This is a genomic window from Shewanella sp. 1CM18E, from assembly GCF_023161665.1.
Taxonomy (GTDB): Bacteria; Pseudomonadota; Gammaproteobacteria; order Enterobacterales; family Shewanellaceae; genus Shewanella.
In genome coordinates, this window is sequence record NZ_JALNTW010000009.1 from 149,307 (window position 1) to 166,387 (window position 17,081).

The 17,081-nt window shown below is 43.2% G+C and carries 16 protein-coding genes and 1 riboswitch; of the genes, 8 read left to right on the plus strand and 8 right to left on the minus strand.

The features are described 5' to 3' along the window. The first annotated feature begins 144 nt into the window (after positions 1-144). Together MSG37_RS13545 and MSG37_RS13550 are read left to right on the plus strand one after the other, a co-directional pair. Complete coding sequence (locus tag MSG37_RS13545) at positions 145-2,052, plus strand: methyl-accepting chemotaxis protein (protein WP_248471182.1); 1,908 nt, start codon at positions 145-147, stop codon at positions 2,050-2,052. A gap of 221 nt (positions 2,053-2,273) precedes the next feature. Beyond that, positions 2,274-2,693, plus strand: coding sequence for an arsenate reductase family protein (locus MSG37_RS13550; RefSeq protein WP_248471183.1), 420 nt, complete (start codon positions 2,274-2,276; stop codon positions 2,691-2,693). Between the two features lie 178 nt (positions 2,694-2,871). On the opposite strand, the gene MSG37_RS13555 is transcribed toward MSG37_RS13550, so the two are convergent. The 6 genes from MSG37_RS13555 to MSG37_RS13580 all read right to left on the minus strand — a co-directional run bounded on the left by MSG37_RS13555 (position 2,872) and on the right by MSG37_RS13580 (position 6,255). Next, the gene (locus tag MSG37_RS13555; RefSeq protein WP_248471184.1) at positions 2,872-3,858 is read right to left on the minus strand and encodes a permease; all 987 of its coding nucleotides are present in this window, start codon (positions 3,856-3,858) and stop codon (positions 2,872-2,874) included. Positions 3,859-3,862: 4 nt separating this feature from the next. Continuing rightward, positions 3,863-4,555, minus strand: coding sequence for an aromatic aminobenezylarsenical efflux permease ArsG family transporter (locus tag MSG37_RS13560; RefSeq protein ID WP_248471186.1), 693 nt, complete (start codon positions 4,553-4,555; stop codon positions 3,863-3,865). Beyond that, on the minus strand, positions 4,548-5,051 hold the full coding sequence (locus MSG37_RS13565; RefSeq protein WP_248471187.1) for a nitrophenyl compound nitroreductase subunit ArsF family protein: 504 nt from the start codon (positions 5,049-5,051) through the stop codon (positions 4,548-4,550). Before MSG37_RS13565 ends, MSG37_RS13560 begins: the two co-directional genes overlap by 8 nt. A 54-nt stretch (positions 5,052-5,105) precedes the next feature. Continuing rightward, positions 5,106-5,342 carry a thioredoxin family protein gene (locus MSG37_RS13570; protein WP_248471188.1) on the minus strand — a complete coding sequence of 79 codons (237 nt, stop codon included), beginning with the start codon at positions 5,340-5,342 and terminating at the stop codon, positions 5,106-5,108. A gap of 50 nt (positions 5,343-5,392) precedes the next feature. After that, a complete protein-coding gene (locus MSG37_RS13575) occupies positions 5,393-5,704 on the minus strand; it encodes a metalloregulator ArsR/SmtB family transcription factor (RefSeq protein ID WP_248471189.1) in 312 nt (103 codons plus the stop codon). Between the two features lie 299 nt (positions 5,705-6,003). Then, positions 6,004-6,255: a DUF2999 family protein gene (locus MSG37_RS13580; RefSeq protein WP_248471200.1), complete on the minus strand. Its 252-nt coding sequence runs from the start codon at positions 6,253-6,255 to the stop codon at positions 6,004-6,006. 283 nt (positions 6,256-6,538) lie between these two features. On the opposite strand from MSG37_RS13580, the gene MSG37_RS13585 reads away from it, so the two are divergent. Then, positions 6,539-7,213 carry a Bax inhibitor-1 family protein gene (locus tag MSG37_RS13585; protein ID WP_248471190.1) on the plus strand — a complete coding sequence of 225 codons (675 nt, stop codon included), beginning with the start codon at positions 6,539-6,541 and terminating at the stop codon, positions 7,211-7,213. Positions 7,214-7,276: 63 nt separating this feature from the next. On the opposite strand, the gene MSG37_RS13590 is transcribed toward MSG37_RS13585, so the two are convergent. Together MSG37_RS13590 and MSG37_RS13595 are read right to left on the minus strand one after the other, a co-directional pair. Further along, positions 7,277-8,308, minus strand: a complete 1,032-nt coding sequence (locus MSG37_RS13590) for an efflux RND transporter periplasmic adaptor subunit (RefSeq protein WP_248471191.1) — start codon at positions 8,306-8,308, stop codon at positions 7,277-7,279. Continuing rightward, complete coding sequence (locus tag MSG37_RS13595) at positions 8,308-8,616, minus strand: Mg2+ and Co2+ transporter (protein ID WP_248471192.1); 309 nt, start codon at positions 8,614-8,616, stop codon at positions 8,308-8,310. The genes MSG37_RS13590 and MSG37_RS13595 overlap by 1 nt, the downstream gene beginning before the upstream one ends. Before the next feature lie 441 nt (positions 8,617-9,057). After that, positions 9,058-9,140: riboswitch (cyclic di-GMP riboswitch) on the plus strand. Positions 9,141-9,206: 66 nt separating this feature from the next. On the opposite strand from MSG37_RS13595, the gene MSG37_RS21345 reads away from it, so the two are divergent. From MSG37_RS21345 to MSG37_RS13620, 5 genes are all read left to right on the plus strand, one after another. Next, positions 9,207-11,387, plus strand: coding sequence for an immunoglobulin-like domain-containing protein (locus MSG37_RS21345; RefSeq protein ID WP_282446666.1), 2,181 nt, complete (start codon positions 9,207-9,209; stop codon positions 11,385-11,387). A 256-nt stretch (positions 11,388-11,643) separates the two neighbouring features. Then, on the plus strand, positions 11,644-12,813 hold the full coding sequence (locus MSG37_RS13605; RefSeq protein ID WP_248471193.1) for a histidinol-phosphate transaminase: 1,170 nt from the start codon (positions 11,644-11,646) through the stop codon (positions 12,811-12,813). A gap of 123 nt (positions 12,814-12,936) precedes the next feature. Continuing rightward, entirely contained in the window at positions 12,937-14,025 is a 1,089-nt protein-coding gene (locus MSG37_RS13610; protein ID WP_248471194.1) for a cysteine synthase A, read from the plus strand. A 144-nt stretch (positions 14,026-14,169) separates the two neighbouring features. Further along, positions 14,170-15,054: a helix-turn-helix transcriptional regulator gene (locus MSG37_RS13615; RefSeq protein WP_248471195.1), complete on the plus strand. Its 885-nt coding sequence runs from the start codon at positions 14,170-14,172 to the stop codon at positions 15,052-15,054. A 358-nt stretch (positions 15,055-15,412) separates the two neighbouring features. Continuing rightward, positions 15,413-16,963, plus strand: coding sequence for a cadherin-like domain-containing protein (locus tag MSG37_RS13620; RefSeq protein ID WP_248471196.1), 1,551 nt, complete (start codon positions 15,413-15,415; stop codon positions 16,961-16,963). Positions 16,964-17,081 lie beyond the last annotated feature (118 nt).

The following is a 17,081-nucleotide window of genomic DNA, read 5'->3' on the forward strand; positions in this document are numbered from 1 at the left end:
TTGAAAATAATGGCTTCAATAGCTGCTGTTGCTCTTCTCACGGTTTGGAATTGATTCCTAGCGTATAAGTCTACGCATTAATTGCAATCTTGCTCAATGAGTTAAATGACTGCATAGGACATTTAGACAAGGAACTGGCCCCCCATGAAAGCGCTTGGATTTAAACACACTATTACATTGGCAATCATTGCATTGGTATCGTGCAGCTTATTGATTGCAAATTGGATTTCATATCAGTCACTAAAGCAAGACACCATTGATTATGTGCAAGCCAGCTCGAAAGCAATGACTCACAATGAAGCCAATACAATATCGCAATGGTTTAATAATAAGGCTACGGCGATAGTGACATTAGCGCAGCAATATAAGCGAGGAGAGGTGCATCAATATGTCGATTTTGCGCGCTTTACCAAACAGGCAAGTGGTCTGTACTCAGTGTTCTGGGGGTTTGAAGACGGTAGTTCGTATGCCAGTGTTGCCGATAGTAACGTTTGGCGAGATGGAGTTGCAGACCCGCAACAATATGATCCTCGGCCGCGTGGCTGGTATCAGCTTGCTCGTGCTAATTCTGAAGCTGTGCTGACGGATATTTATACCGATGTTGTGACAAAACAGCCTGTGATTTCGGTTGTTACCAACATCGGAGACGGTGTGCTGTCGGGTGATATTGGGTTAGAAATCTTAGCCAGTACGGTTGAACAAGTTGAATTTCCTGGAGCCGATGCCGCGATTATTGATCAGCAAGGTAAAGTGCTTGCTTCGTCATCAAAGTTATTCAATGTCGGTCAAACATTAGCTGATTCAGGGCTCAGTGAGTTGCAGCGCAATATTGTGGTAAACCATACATTTAGTGGCGATTATTATAGTGAAGGCCAACAAAATCTAGTATTCAGTGAGTCGATCCCTTTACTGGGTGAGCAAAATTGGTATCTATTTATTAGCGTGGATGAAAGTGTTGCTTATGCTGGATTAAACGAATCTCTGCAAGAGTCGATTTTGGTTTCAATAGCGATGTTAATCGCTAGCATTGCTTTCGTGTTAGTCATCTTAAATAGATTGTATCGTCCTATTTTAAGTCTTAAAGGTGTCGTGATTGCGCTATCGCAAGGTCAGGCTGATTTAACCCACCGCTTACCAGTAACCAGTAAAGATGATTTAGGTGACATTGCTGCTGGCATTAATCGCTTCGTGGCGAACCTGCAGGGATTAATGCAACAGGTAGCATCTGGATCACAAGAAATCGGCCAAAGTATTACCCATTTACACCAACACACAGATGAAAATAGTAATGTGCTAAATCAGCATGTGCTGGAAACAGAACAGGTAGTCACAGCGGTTGAAGAGATGAGCGCAACCGCAATGGATGTTGCCAATAACACTTCAAATGCATCACAAGCTGCAGTGGTAACCAATAATCAAGTTATCGACACCAATAGAATTGTGACTAGCACTCAACAAACGGTTGAGCGCTTGATTCAAGACGTTGAAGCCACTGAGCTCAATATCAGTAATGTTGCCCAAGACGCGATAAGCATTACCAAAGTTTTGCAAGTTATTGGTGAAATTGCTGAGCAAACTAACTTACTGGCGCTGAATGCTGCGATTGAGGCTGCCAGAGCTGGTGAGCAAGGGCGTGGCTTTGCCGTGGTCGCTGATGAGGTGCGGGCACTGGCAGCTAGAACCCAGGTGAGCACCACAGAGATAGCGCAGACTTTAGATCAGTTGCAGCAGGGCGTGCACTGTGCAGTAGACGCGATGAAGCAAACCAAACTTACCTGTGAACAAGCCAGCGTTGCGACCACTGAAGTGAGTGATAATTTGGCCAAAGTGGTTAGCTCTATTGTTGAGGTAAATGATTTGAATACTCAGATTGCCACTGCAGCTGAGGAGCAAAGTGCGGTATCGGACGAAGTCAGTCGTAATATGAATGCTATTCGCGACATGGTGGTATTGCTAGACAATAATGGAAAATCGACAGTAGAAGAAGCCAACAGACTCACGACTGCGAATCAAAAGCTGATAGCGGTAGTTGATAAATTCACTATCACTTAAAATTAGCTAATACCTGTTAAATCTATCGTGACTGAAAATGCTAGCGTTTAGAAAGAATTTATATATAATTATTCGCATATATAATTTATCATATGTAAAATGGTGAATCAACACAGTGAATCGGATGCTACTGTTGTAAATGGTTAACTTATACTGATTAGTATTAGTTCAAAGGAAAGCTGACTCAAGTTAACCTCAATGAGAGTGTAAGGGGATAAGCGATGATAGTGATCCACCATAATCCAGACTGTGGCACATCAAGAAATGTGCTCAACGTGATCCAGCAAGCTGGCTATGATCCAGTTATTATTGATTATCAACAACAAGGTTGGACCAAGCCACAACTGCTCGGTTTGTTTGCTGCGGCAGAGTTAACGCCAAAAACAGCCTTGAGAGTCACTAAGTCACCCGCCAAAGAGCTAGGCTTGCTCGAAGATAATGTCTCTGATGAACAGATTTTAGCGGCAATGCTACAGTACCCAATCTTGGTTAATCGCCCGATAGTGTGCAGCCCTAAAGGGGTTAAATTGTGCCGTCCAAGTGAGTCAGTGCTGGATCTACTAGATCAATGGCCTGCGGGCCCATTTAGCAAAGAAGACGGCGAGTTGATTATTGATAGTCATAATCAGCGTGTCGGCTAGTTAAGCTTTAGCTTCACTCTAACTAACAAGCAACAGCAAGCGACAAAGTATAGAATAATAAAAAGGCCTTACCGTTATCGGTAAGGCCTTTTTTAAGCATTTAACCCAGACTTTAAAGCTAAACTTTAAACTAAGGCTTTAAAACTTGTGCTTTAAACTTAATCTTTAAACATAAGCTTTAAACCAAGTTCAGCACCCAGCCCATAATAGTGAATGACACTAGTAATAGCGCAAATAAAATCGCCAATAGTCGCCACTGCATTACTTGTTTTAACATGACAAACTCAGGAAAGCTTGCGGCAACAGTGCTCATGCAAAATGCTAGCGTGGTGCCCAGTGGCACGCCTTGTACTAGTAGGCTTTCCATCACAGGGATCACGCCGGTTGCGTTAGCATATAATGGGATCCCCATTAATACCGCCAGTGGTACAGACCACCATTGACCATCGCCTAAGTTAGCTTCGAGCCAGCCAGCGGGTACAAACCCATGCAGCGCCGCACCTAAGCCCACACCAATAATGACCCACTTCCACACTCTGCCAAAAATCTCAGTGGTTTCAGCTTTGGCAAATTGATGGCGTTGCTGCCAACTAATCGCAGTGGCTTCAGGCATTGTTTGGTTGGCTTGCTGTGATGACTCTCGCCCCATAGCATAAGCTTTAGCCGCTAGAGGTTGCAGCCAGCGCTCGGCTTTAAGTAGATCCAGTAAAGCGCCGCCAATGATGCCAATACCAATACCGGTAACGACATAAAGCAAGGTGATCTCAAAGCCTAATAGGCTAAACAACAGCAAGATGGCTACTTCATTGATCAATGGCGAAGTGAGTAAAAACGCCATTGTGATACCGATCGGGATCCCTGCAGAGGTAAAGCCCAAAAATACTGGGATACTCGAGCATGAGCAAAACGGTGTGATCGCACCAAAGCCGGAGCCTAGGCCGTAGCCAACCAGTTTTGGTTTGCCGGCCAAATAGCCGCGAACTCGCTCAATATTAAGTGACGCTCTAAGCCAGGCAATGCTGTAGATCATCACTATCAGTAATGCAAAGATCTTACTGACGTCTTCAACAAAAAAATGAATTGCCTGTCCAACTTGGGTTTGATTAGATAAACCCAAGCAATCGTAAACTAGCCAATCTGCCAATTGCGTAAACCATGCAAACATTGACCTACTCCAGAAGTGGAATTAAATAAAACCAGCAATAATAAATACCTGCGGCAATAAAGATCACGCCAGAGAGTATTCGTGCAAAGCGCTCGATTGCAGTGATCTTGTTGAACACATTGCCGATTTGTACTGTGCCGACAGCTAATAGCAGGCTTAAGATCAATACCGGCATTGCGGTGCCGATCCCATAAGCTGCTGGGATCCAAAAGCTAGATTGCTGCGCGACAGCAAGTGGCAATAAGGATGCAAAAAACAGCGCCGCTGAGGTTGGGCAAAACGACAGGGCAAACAAAGCACCGAGCGAGAATGCACCTAGCTGACCTTTTTTAGCTAACTTTTGCTGTAGCTGATTTGAGATAGACCATTTGCTGCTAGGCAAGCGGATCCAGCCCAGTAAACAAGCACCAACGAACAATAAAACTGGCCCGAGCAACATGTTCATTTGCGTCTGTAAAAAGTTTGATAACTTAGGTGCAGACATGGCGCTGTGTAATAAAATTGCCGCCAGTAAAATGTAACTCAGCATCCGACCAGCACTGTATGCAGCGCCCATCATCATCGATTTTGATGGCCTATCGACTTGTTTACTAAGAAAAGATACTGCCGCCACATTGGTTGCCAAGGGGCAGGGCGAAATGGAGGTGAGCACACCAAACCATAACGCACTAGAGAGAATAAGCAGCCATTCAACCATGATAAACAGGCTCGCGCGCTGCTTGCATTGCGACTTGATTGTTAGTGATTAAGCCTATTTCACGGTAGATGTAATTAGTGAATTTTTGCTCGTCAGTAAATAACTGCCAAACAGCGTCTAAGCGGCGGTACTCTTTAACTTTGCCATTTTGCTCTACCGCCAATACTACTGAGCGAGTAATGAGCTGAAAATCATCAATGTAGTGATCGTTACCTTTAGACTCTAAGTTGACCATTTGTAGATCGACTAAGCCTTGTTGCAGTGATTGCTGGTAACCTTGCTCAATGGCGGCCTTAGTGTACTTTTCTATTAGCTTACAAGAAGTGCAGCGAGCATTACCGTGGAAGTAATACACTTTTAGCACTTGGTTATCGCTGAGTTTTACGGCTGGTGGCGGCACGGCAAGTTCGCTTTTAGCCTGTGATGGAGCTGACGCTAAACAGAATAATACGGCTAGTGGCATCAACCACTTAGAAACACTATTAACGATATTCACTGGAAATTCCTTCTCTTGAGTACGCTTAATTAAGTTTGGATTTTTAGGTTATGGTTACTTGTTGCTTAGTAGTTGTTGGATCTCTGCTTTAGAAGGCACGTTACCTGCTGTGATCACTGTGCCATCAATTACGATCGCAGGAGTCGACATCACGCCATAGTCTAAGATCGCCGCCATGTCGGTGACTTTCTCAACGCTAAATTCAAGTGCCATTTCAGTTGCCACTTGTTCTACCTCAGCGGCGAGATTGGTGCATTTTTTACAGCCACTGCCTAGAATTTCAATTTTCATCTTGTTACCTCATTAATTGCTCTATTGTTTAACACGTTTTGTGGATCAGACTAGCGCTGCATGTTTGGCGGCGTTTTTTCAATGACGCTTTCAAGGCAGCTTAATGTTTTTAATAAACAAGGGGTTTCTATGCGGTAGAAGATCTGTTTGCCCTCACGACGGCTGCTCACAATGCCTGCTTGGCGTAGCAGTGATAAGTGCTTAGAAACAGTAGAAATGTCGGCATTGACGCCATCGGTGAGTTCGCAAACACAACGCTCTTGTTGCTGCAATTGCTCAACTAGCCACAAACGAGTTGGATGGGCTAGCGCCTTCAATACAGCTGCGCGAGCCTTGAATTTTAGTAGCTCTTGTTCAGTCATCTTCTTATCTAAAAAAATGTATATATAAAAAAGTGTATATTTGGCAAAATAGCCAAATGTCATCAGCTGAACAAGCTTTTTGCTCAAATGCTGTTCAGAATCGTGATCTATGAGTCATTTCGGTTGGCTTTGTGAACAAGGGGAGGAGTTGTAGTGATTGGCTTGATTTAGGAGTGAATGCTAGAAACAAAAAATGCCTTGTAGCAAGGCTGCACAAGGCGTTTAGAGTGATTTTTGTTGCTGCTTTTTAGCTATTAGCTGCCAGAGCTATGCAACCAGAGCGATTACTTTTACAGCTATTACTTCTGCAGCTGAGCTTTTGCCGCTTCAACTTTTGCAAAATCTAAGCCTAGCTCTTCAACCGCTTCTTTAATCAAAGCTGGGTTTTGCATCACAAGACCCATAAGTTGCTGTAGCTTCTCTGGTGGAATACCTAGCTGACCAATCACTGCCATCGCCATCATTGGGTTTTCTGTAAGTGTTTGGAACAGCTCTTTAGCTTGCTCATCACTGACGTTATGTTCTTTTAAGATCGCAAGAATCGGGTTCATTGCCTTACCTTTGTGAGTATGTAAATTTTCAATAGTGACTAATTCTAACACTCATCTCTGCCTAAGGTGGAGTGAGTTTTATTGTTGTGTGTGCTGGAGGTGAACCTGCAACTGAAAGCTGTTAGCGGTAGGATGGGGTTAGCTTAAAATTTGCCCAGTTAAATCTCTGTTTATTGACGAGTTTTGCAAAGTTAGCCTTTAGTGATATAGCCAAATTTAAACCTTAGTTAAGCTGAGCAGCAGTTGGCGTATAACGTCGTATTATTGCTAGGAAATAGCTTACATGGAAAATTCACAAGCAGGCCTGAGTCATTACTTATCTGGGCTGTTTTTAAAAGATAGACAGGTTAGCAAACGGGTATTCAACTTAGTGATTGGCTTAGTGCTAATTTGGGGATTTACCACTAACTACCTGACAGTTGTTTATTTCCCGACAGAGTGGATTAATAGCATTAACCCTTGGGTTATATTGATCGGCTTTCTGGTATTTTCTACTCTAGGCTTCCTGATAATGTTTCGTTATGAGGCGCCATTATATAGTTTTTTAGGCTACAACATACTCACCTTAAGCGTTGGTTTATTGCTTAACTTGTGTTTACAACAATTCTCCTACAGTGAGATTGTGACTGCGATTCAGTACACGGCGACTATTACCTTGTTAATGATTATTACTGCGACGCTGATGCCGAATCTATTTCTTCATTTTGGTAAGGTGCTGGCAGTGGTCACGGGTTGGATTTTGGTGATTGAGCTAAGTTGGTTAGTTATTTTTGGCCATAGCCATGATGCCATCCACTGGATTGTAGCAGCTTGCATGTGTGGCTATATTGGCTATTTCTGGGCGGCAGCTTGCAAGTACGGTGATACATTAGATCAAGCGATTGATTTTGGTGGCATGCTTTATATGGAGATCATTAACTTGTTCTTACGTATATTAGAGCTGATCTCAAAGAAATAGATTAAGGCTATCACACTATAAAAGCACAGCGTAAGCTGTGCTTTTTTGTTGGATTACTAAAAGTTATAAAGGATTAAGGTAAGCTTTTACTGCCGTTAATCTTACCGTCGCGCCGCCGATAATATCCAGAAAGCCCAGTATTGGTAATGGCTTGTCGGCACTGACCCATGCTGAGCCCGTTGCGCCAATGGGGAGCATCTCCATTGTGGCTTCATCCACCTCTAGCACCACGGTTCGGCCTACTGGCATAGCCCCTAAATTGATATGACGCGACACCATTTGTTCACGGGGTAAGATATCGCCCTGAGCTTCACCTGTGGCTTCGACCTTACTGTGCACTCTGGCTCTAAATATCTGCCCTGGATAAGCATCAATATAAAACTCGGCAAATTGACCCGGTTGAATATAGGCAAATGATTGATCGGGGATACGCATTTCGACAAATTTGCGCTTGATATCCCATAGGTGCATGGCACCGACACGCGAGCCATCGGCAATATAAACATGGGTTACCATACCGTCGAAAGGTGCGCGTACCTCTAGACGTTTGAGCTCAAACTCTTGTTTGCGTAGCTGCGCATATTGCACCTCAAGTTGTGCATGTTGCACCTTGAGCTCAGCTTTGATGATCTCAACATTGTCTTCGGCATTCTCTAAGTCACGCTCACTAACATGCTGACCTAGCTCGGCTTTACGTTCATGGGTGCGCTTAGCTTGGGCAAGCTTGACTTCAGTTGCCTCGATGCTGCGCTCAACCTCGTTAATGCGCGCATTGATCTCATCAATGGCACTGCTCACCTTGTCATCGACCAAGGTATAGATAAGCTCTCCCTTTTTGACTTGTTGATTATGATCTACTTCGATTGATGCTATCTGCTGACCAATGGCAGGGGATAAAATCGCATGGGGTGCTCTTACGGTGGTGGAGTTGGTTAAGTCCGCAGGTGAATAAAAGCGGTGAGCCAAAAACAGCGCACTAGCAATTAAACAACCAACAAATACGCTAATAAAATAATTGCGCGGTCTGGTTTTTATCACTTTGAATTTAAACAGTAACCAAACGATAAAAATGTACGGTAGCATGATCTCTTTCATTAGCGTGTCCCCCTAATCCATTCTTGCGCTCTGTCCCAGTCGGTGACGATGGCGATAACGGCCAGTACCCATAAAGGTTTCCAAAATAGACCTAACATACATAGCCAAAACACCAGTTTTGCTTGCTGCATGCCTTGTTCTTTAGCGAGGTACTTAGGCAAAGAGTGCAGGTGCCAAAGTTTTAGAGCGACCCAACTAAAAATGCCGACAGTGATTAAAGTGACGACCCACATAAAGGCCACGGAATCGAGTAATACTATTACGCTTGGTAGGTTTTCATAGGTAAAGTCGGTGTCATGGATCTTCATTTAACTCACTTAGACGGCGTGTCATCGGCTTTTGATATTTATTAGAAAGCAGATGTTAGCGTTTGCTAGCTGAACCAAAGTTGAACTCCTTATCCAGTTATTTGTTAGATAGCGTCAATAAACTGAGTTTTGAGACAAGCACTGCAAAAAGTCGACTAATTTGATTTTATGTAAGTTTTTTGGCACTTCTTTTTGAAAAGATATTTTGTTGGTTATTTTTATTGGTTAGAACAGCATTTTATTGGTCATAGTGCTAGGTAGGTTTTAATTTTGTTTATTTTTATCTGATTTTTATCAATATGTTGGTTGCCAATATTTTGTCTTGGATGGTTTTGTGGTTTTTATAGTTATAAGTTGGTGATTTATTGATATATTTAGATTTACAAAATTAGGATTACAGATAATAATCCGCCAGATCTTACAAGTTGCACCGTGTGCGCTTGCTGAAAAAGGCAAAACCTGTGAAAGCAGGTGACGCAAAGCATCCAGCCTAAGGGGCAACCTATGGCAGTGGCGCTACCACAAGTGACACAGGCCGCATTGCATGCCTGTTTGTTGCTTTTCTATATCTAATGAAAAGGGATAAATACATGAAATCACTAAAAATAAATCTGTTAGGTGCTAGTGTTGCGTTAGCTATGGGCGCATTATCTGCTCCAGCTATGGCTAACGGTAGCGATATGGTTAATCCACAAGCCGGTGTTGTTGTGGGCTATTGGCATAACTGGTGTGCGGGTGGTGGTTACAAAGGTGGCGTAGCGCCATGTGTGACATTAGAAGAAGTTGATCCGCAATATAACGTTGTAGATGTGTCATTTATGAAGGTTTATGGCGCAGTAGGCACAATTCCTACCTTTAAATTAGATCCTGCAGTGGGCTTGTCGGAAGCACAGTTTATTGAACAAATCAGTGAGCTAAACCGTCAAGGACGTTCTGTATTAATCGCATTGGGCGGCGCAGATGCTCACATTGAGCTGCGTAATGGTCAAGAGCAAGCATTGGCTGATGAAATCATTCGTTTAGTCGAAATATATGGCTTTGATGGTTTGGATATCGACCTTGAGCAGGCGGCTGTTACCGCTGCTGACAACCAAACTGTTATTCCTGCTGCGCTGCGTATCGTTAAGGATTACTACCGTGAGCAAGGTAAAAACTTCTTGATCACTATGGCGCCAGAATTCCCATACCTAACAACTGGTGGCAAGTACGTGCCTTATATCACGGCATTAGAAGGCTACTACGATTGGATTAACCCACAGTTTTATAACCAAGGCGGTGACGGTATTTATATCGAAGGCCTAGGTTGGATTGCCCAAAACAACGATAACTTAAAGCAAGAGTTTATTTATCATATCGCTGATGCACTAGCGAACGGCAACAATGGTTTTACTAAGATCCCGCACGACAAACTTGTGTTTGGTATTCCTACTAACATAGATGCCGCAGCAACGGGCTATGTTAAAGACCCACAAAAACTGTACGCTGCTTTTGAACAATTAAAAGCACAAGGTCAGCCACTACGTGGTGTGATGACTTGGTCAGTTAACTGGGATATGGGGCAAAACTCAGCGGGTCAGGCTTACAATGAGTCATTCATTAAGGCATACGGTCCGTTTATTCATGGCCAAGATATTTTGCCGCCAGAGCCTGATAACGGTAAACCCATTTTTAGTGGGATCAGTAATACTCGGGTTAAGTTAGGCGGTGAATTTAACTCACTAGCAGGTGTTACCGCCAATGATATGGAAGACGGTGACTTAACATCGTCAATTGAAGTTGAAGGTAACGTAAACACTGACGCTCTGGGTTTGTATGCACTAACCTACCGTGTGTCTGATAGCGATGATAATCTGACTGAACAAGTGCGTAGTGTTGAAGTGTATAACACCAAGCCAGAAATTAAAGGCGTAACTAACGCTAGCGTATTAGTGGGTAGTGAGTTTTACCCTATGGCTGGTGTTAGCGCACTTGATGCCGAAGATGGTGACTTAACTGACCATATCGTTATTGAAGGTGATGTTGATACGGAAACATTAGGTCAGTATTCACTCACTTACCGCGTGACAGACAGTGCGGGGCAGCAAACCGTTGCATTGCGCAGTGTTACAGTGAAAGAGCAAGGCGCTGTGTGTGAAAACCCATGGGATAAAGCAAAGGTTTACCTTGGCGGTGAAACAGTTAGCCATTCAGGTCAGAGCTGGTTAGCTGGCTGGTGGACTCAAGGTGATGAGCCTGGCACAACAGGCGAGTGGGGCGTTTGGAAAGCACAAGGCGATAGCGACTGTGACGGTGGCTTACCACCAGTGGTTAAACCTACTCTTGATGTAACCGGTATTGCACCACGTTATGTGCTTGATCAAGGCAGTGTCACTATTGAGTTTAGTGCTAGCGTTAACCAAACCATGGTGATTAAAGCTAGCTTAGTACAAGGCAATAACGTATTTGCTAGCACTGAAGTTAATAGCGCAAGCACTGCAGCTCTGACTCTGTCTGCGACAGATTTAGTCGCGGGTAGTTACGAAGTCGTGGTTAGCGCTCCAGAGCAAGAGCTAACTCGCCGTACTAGCGTGAGCTTAGTTGAAGAAGATGAAGGCGGTGACTACCCAGCTTACGCTGCAGGTACTCACTACCAAGCTGGTGATGTTGTGACTAACGCCGGTGGTGTTTATGAGTGTCTACCATGGCCAAACAGCGGCTGGTGTAGCGGTTCAACAAGTCATTATGCACCTGGTGTGGGTAGCGCTTGGGCTGATGCTTGGTTCGCTCGTTAATGTTCTCGATACAGTAAGCTAATCGGCTAACCTTATATCGACTAGCTTTAAAGCCCTATCAATTTGATAGGGCTTTTTTGTATCTGTTGTGTGATGTTTGAGCTCAATTGCCCCTAGGCTAATTTATACTTTATTTATATAAGCTTACGGCTAGATTTAAATGTGATCTAGTTAGCAAATTAGCTTTGAAAGACTAGCGATAGTGAGCAATTAATATGAATATCTATTCATATTAATTCAATAACTATAAATAAATATGCAATCAAATTCTGTTGAGTCAAACTCTTTCAAGTTAAGCCGTCGTCAATTTCTTTATGCTGGTGCGGCTGCATCTAGCCTAGTGACTTTAGGTTGTAGCTCAAGCTCTGTTTCTACGCAAACTCCATCAGCTGCAACAGTGAATACCACTGAAGCGATACCGCTTAACTTTAACGAAAATCCATTAGGGCTAGCACCTAAAGCGCAGCAAGCGGTACTTGAAGCATTGCCTAATGCTTGGCGTTATCCAGATGCGGCACGTAGTGATTTAATGGCAACGATCGCTAGCAACCTATCATTAGATGCCTCGCAGCTTATTTACGGTAATGGTTCATCTGAAGTGCTAAAAATGGCATTAGATGCACTGGTGCAAACTAATACTCAGCTAGTGATGCCAGATCCGAGTTATGGTGTGATTATTGATTACGCTATGGCGCGTGGTGTACCTGTGGTGAAGGTAAAGCTTGATGGCAATTGGCAAACAGATCTTGGCGCGATGAAAGCCAAAGTTGCCGCCCATAATGGTCCATCGATTGTGTACTTATGTAACCCAAATAACCCGACGGGTCTATTATTGCCGCAAAGCGAACTCAATCAGTGGTTAGATCAAGCATCAAGTCAATTAAGCTTTATTGTTGATGAAGCCTATGTGGAATATGTGGCACAAGTTGGCTTTGTTTCTGCTATCGAGCGAGTTAAGCAAGGGCAAAAGCATATTGTGGTGTGCCGTACCTTCTCAAAGATTTATGCCTTAGCAGGTTTACGTGTGGGTTACGGTGTGGCGCATGCTGAGTTAATCAAACAGATGCAGGCGCAAGCGAGTATCGATAACGCTAACTTAATTGGTTGTGTGGCGGCAAAAGCCAGCCTTGAAAGCCAGCAATGGCTAGAGCTGAGTCTTAAGTCAAACAGCCAAGCTAAAGAGTTAGTCTATGCGCAACTGGAAGCGCTAGGTTTAGATTATCTACCAAGTGAAACCAACTTCATTTTCCATAAGGTTAATGGCGACAGTGAGCTGTATATGCAGCGTATGGGCAAGGCAGGGATTTTAGTTGGTCGTCCATTTAATCACGGCGAGGGTTGGAATCGTCTTTCTATCGGCACGCCTGCACAAATGCAGTATTTTTGTAAAACCTTAGCTAAGTTCCGCGAATTGGGCTGGGTGTAAAGTAGGATTCAACTTAACAGCTCGCTGCCAAGTGAGCTGTTAAACTCGAGTGTTTTATGGACTTGGCTTTAGTGTTTGCAATGGCTAGTATTGTAACAACTAAGACCACAAAGAGTCCTTCTTATGCCTACTGCACCTAAACCCGATCTTAGCGTTTCGACAACCCCTCCGGTTATTTCTAGCAATATCACCGATCTTATTGGTAATACTGATCTGCTGAGGATCAATAGTCTAAGTGAGCTGACAGGATGCGAGATTTTACTTAAATGCGAGCAACAAAATCCAGGTGGTTCCATTAAAGATCGCGCCGCATTGCAGATGGTAAAAGATGCCATCGCCAGCGGTAAATTAACACCGGGAATGACCATAGTTGAAGGCACGGCAGGTAATACCGGGATCGGTTTAGCGCTGGTGGCTAAAGCCCTTGGTTTTAAGATGCAGGTGGTGATGCCAAAGGGACAAGCGCCTGAAAAAGAGCAAATGATCGCCCTGTATGATGCTGAGCTAACGCTTGTTGATCCTTGTCCTTTTGCCAACCCCGATCATTTTTACCATACCGCGAGAAGACTTGGTGAGTCGAATAATGATTATTGGTGGGCGGATCAGTTTGAGAACACTAGTAACTTTAGGGCCCATTATCTCAATACCGCTCCTGAGATCTGGCAGCAAACTCAAGGAACAATCGATGCGTTAGTTTCAGTTGCTGGTACAGGCGGCACGATCGCCGGTAACTCACGTTATTTGTCAGAACAAAATCCACAGTTACAAACTTGGTTGGTGGATCCTGATGGATCAGGGATCTACGCCTATTTGAAAAACGGTCAATATCAATCAACTGGCAGTTCATTCACCGAAGGGATTGGTATCATGCGCTTAGTGGAGAACTTTAGCCAAGCTAACATCAACAAAGCCATTACTCTGCCGGATGTTGATTTGATCGCCATTGCGCGCCATGTAAGAGAGTATGATGGTATTACGCTTGGCAGTAGTGCCGCGTTAAACGTTGCCGGTGCACTATATGCCGCTGCTAAAATGGGCCAAGGCAAAACCATAGTGACCTTTTGGTGTGATATTGCCGAGCGATCTTCATCAAAGCTTTATAATGAACAATTTCTTGCTGATAAAGGTTTTAGTAGCAAAAGCGAGGCGGTTGTTGATATGTTTGCTCGTTATCAAGCAGAAGTTGATAGCGTAGTGGTTACTCTAAAGTAGATTGGGAGCTGGGTTTAGTTTTTACTGCACATTTATTGATAATTAGCTTTTGGTGTTAGATAGTCCGCTAAAGTAGTTATCCGTATAGCCCTAAGCCAAAAGTTAATTGGGTTTAGGGTATGTGGAAGGGTAGGAATTAAGTTGATGCACAGTGTTCCCAATGTTGAGTTTAGAGCGCCTAATATTAATAAATCTGGCGTTGAAATATTAGATTTAGATCATTTTTACAGCAAACTTGCTAAGTGTAAATTTTGTCCATCTCAACCTCATCGGATTAATTACTTCTGTTTTATTTATATTTCTGAGGGGCAAGGTGGCCACTTTGTCGACTTTAAATATCACCCATTTAAAAATGGCAGCTTTATTTTTATCAATAAACACCAAGTGCATGCCTTTGATTTAAAAAGTCGACCAAAAGGTAAGATGATTAATATTACCGAAGATTTTTTAAATGCAATTTTAACTAATATTCGTATTCCATTCTTTACTCCTACTCACCTGGTGAGCTCACAGCAACCGCTTTTAAGTTTAAGTCAATCTTTGATAGAAACTTGTGAGCACTTATTGTACGAAATTAATAAGGCTCAAGAAGGCGTAACAGACTCTAAATTGCTTGTTCAGCTTTTATTCTCATCATTACTCGTAGCTTTAGCGGCAGAGAGAAAGACTGAAGCCTTACATTTAAATGAAGCGCAGGCATATCGTTTTCAACAATTCTTACTGCTGATAGAGAGCAAGGCTGCAAACACGCGTGAGGCATCTGAATATGCGCAGATGCTGCATGTATCCTATAAGTCACTTAATTTACTGTGTAAGCAAGCTTGTGGGCAAACAGCAAAACAGTTGATTGATGCCCATGCGATTCTTGAAATTAAACGACGACTAATTATTGGAAGCGCCAAGATCCAAGAGATCGCTTATGATCTTGGCTTTGATGATGTGACGTATTTTGTGAAGTTTTTTAAGCGACATACTCAGCTTACGCCATCTCAATTTAAAGAGGCGCGTACTATAAATGCGCAAGCTTAAATATTGAGCTTGATATTAGCTAACTAAAAAGCCTTTGAGCTCACATTGTTATTACTAGGTACGAAAATCACCATTTTTGGGACGATAAGTCCATTACCCCTAGGTCATTAATTGACTATTTTCTATTTTGTAAAATATAGAACTCAATAATCACTAAACCAAATGAGATTGGTTTTTTAGCATATCAATTCACCTGATGAGCTGCTTTTTTGCACTTAAAAATTAGCAAGCGGGAATTTTTATCATTAATTGAGCTGCAATATTTTATTAAAAATTCATTGCTTGATTTAGCAAAAAGTTAAATAAGGCATGTAAGCAATTTAAATATAAAAACAATGATGACTTTGCAGGGAATATCATGATGAATAGTGTAAATGCTTCCTATAAAAAAGCGTTGCTAGCAAGTATGGTAACTTTATTGGTTGCCTGTGGCTCAGACAGTGATGATGTCTCGCCGCCTCCACCTCCAAGCGACAATAACCCACCTGTAGCCATGGCAACGAATGCGACAGCTATTATTGGTACGCCAGTAATGATTGATGCGCTTGCCAATGATAGTGATCCAGACGGAGATGCTCTTACGCTAAGCTTGATAGAGTTAGTGGAGGGCAATGGCGAAGGCGTGATTAAGGATAACCAACTGTTGTTCACTCCTACGCAAATTGGCACCGTGGTGTTTAATTACACTGTTGCCGATCCTGAAGGGGCGACAGACAGTGCAACTGTAACAATTAAGGTTAGTGACAAAACTGAAACACGCCGCTATGTGGGCACACAAACCTGTTTGAGCTGTCATAGCGACAAAGACACTTTCTTAGAAACTGGGCATAACTTTAAGTTGAGTAAAGTTGAAAATGGTGAGGCGCCTAAGTTCCCGTTTACTTCGATAGAAGGTTCAGTTGAGCTGCTATATGGCGCTGATAATAGCGCAGGTACGCCTAACAGCTGGGAAGAGGTCAGTTATGTGATTGGTGGTTATTATCGCACGGCAATGTACCTTGATAAGAATGGCTATATCTTATCTGGTACTGGTGTGCGGGCGATTCTGCCTGAAAATGGCGAAGACTTTAACATTGACCATATCTCTGGTTATGCTCCGGGTGATGAGCCAGATTCTCACTTATTTGACTGTGGTCACTGCCATACAACAGGTTGGAAGGATTACACTCCTGGCTCAGATCTAAACCCGAACCATCAAGATGGTTTAGTCGGTATTGATGGTACGTTTGAGATGACTGGTATTCAATGTGAAGCTTGTCATGGCGCGGGTGATAAACATGTGAAGACCCAATCAGCAGATGATATTGAACGTATCACCAAAGGACGTTATACCTCTGATTTGATGCAAGCGGATATGGGGTTTGGTAAGGCAATAACCTGCAGCGAGTGCCATAGCAAAAAGACCAACCGTAAGTTCCCGACTTTTGTGAGCGAACATAACCAAGACTTTGGTGGTGACACCATTGGTGGTCGCACTATCCCTTATGATATTGGTGGCCGTGTAGCGGGTGATGCTCTATTGGGGATGGATGCTGACACCGGTGAGATTACCGGTAAGAAGGCTGATATGGCTTGCCACACTTGCCATAACCCACACCAATCTAAAATCAATAGTGATAAGCCTGGCCATGAAAATGCCATGGTGAGGGAGTGTATTGATTGTCACTATGACAAACCATTCACCCCTGAGCTTGAAGTGCATAGCTTTGTTGCTAAGTGTGAAAGCTGCCATATGCCAAAAGATAAGCACTTCTTTAGAATCAACTTAGACTATCCTGCCGATAGCCCTGAGAACTTCTCTAAAGATGGTAAGTATGTGCAGCCTTGGAACACCTCAAAAGATAGCTGTTCTAGTTGCCACGAAAATTATGATGAGCTTGCCGGATTAGTTGAGAAGATGCATCGCTAGACTGTTATTATCAATATAAGCCCCTTTTTAGGGGCTTTTTTTTTTCAGCCCTAAACCACCTACTTCAGTAGGTGGTTATCATCAATTAGGCTTTGCCTGAAGTACGTTTAATGGAATT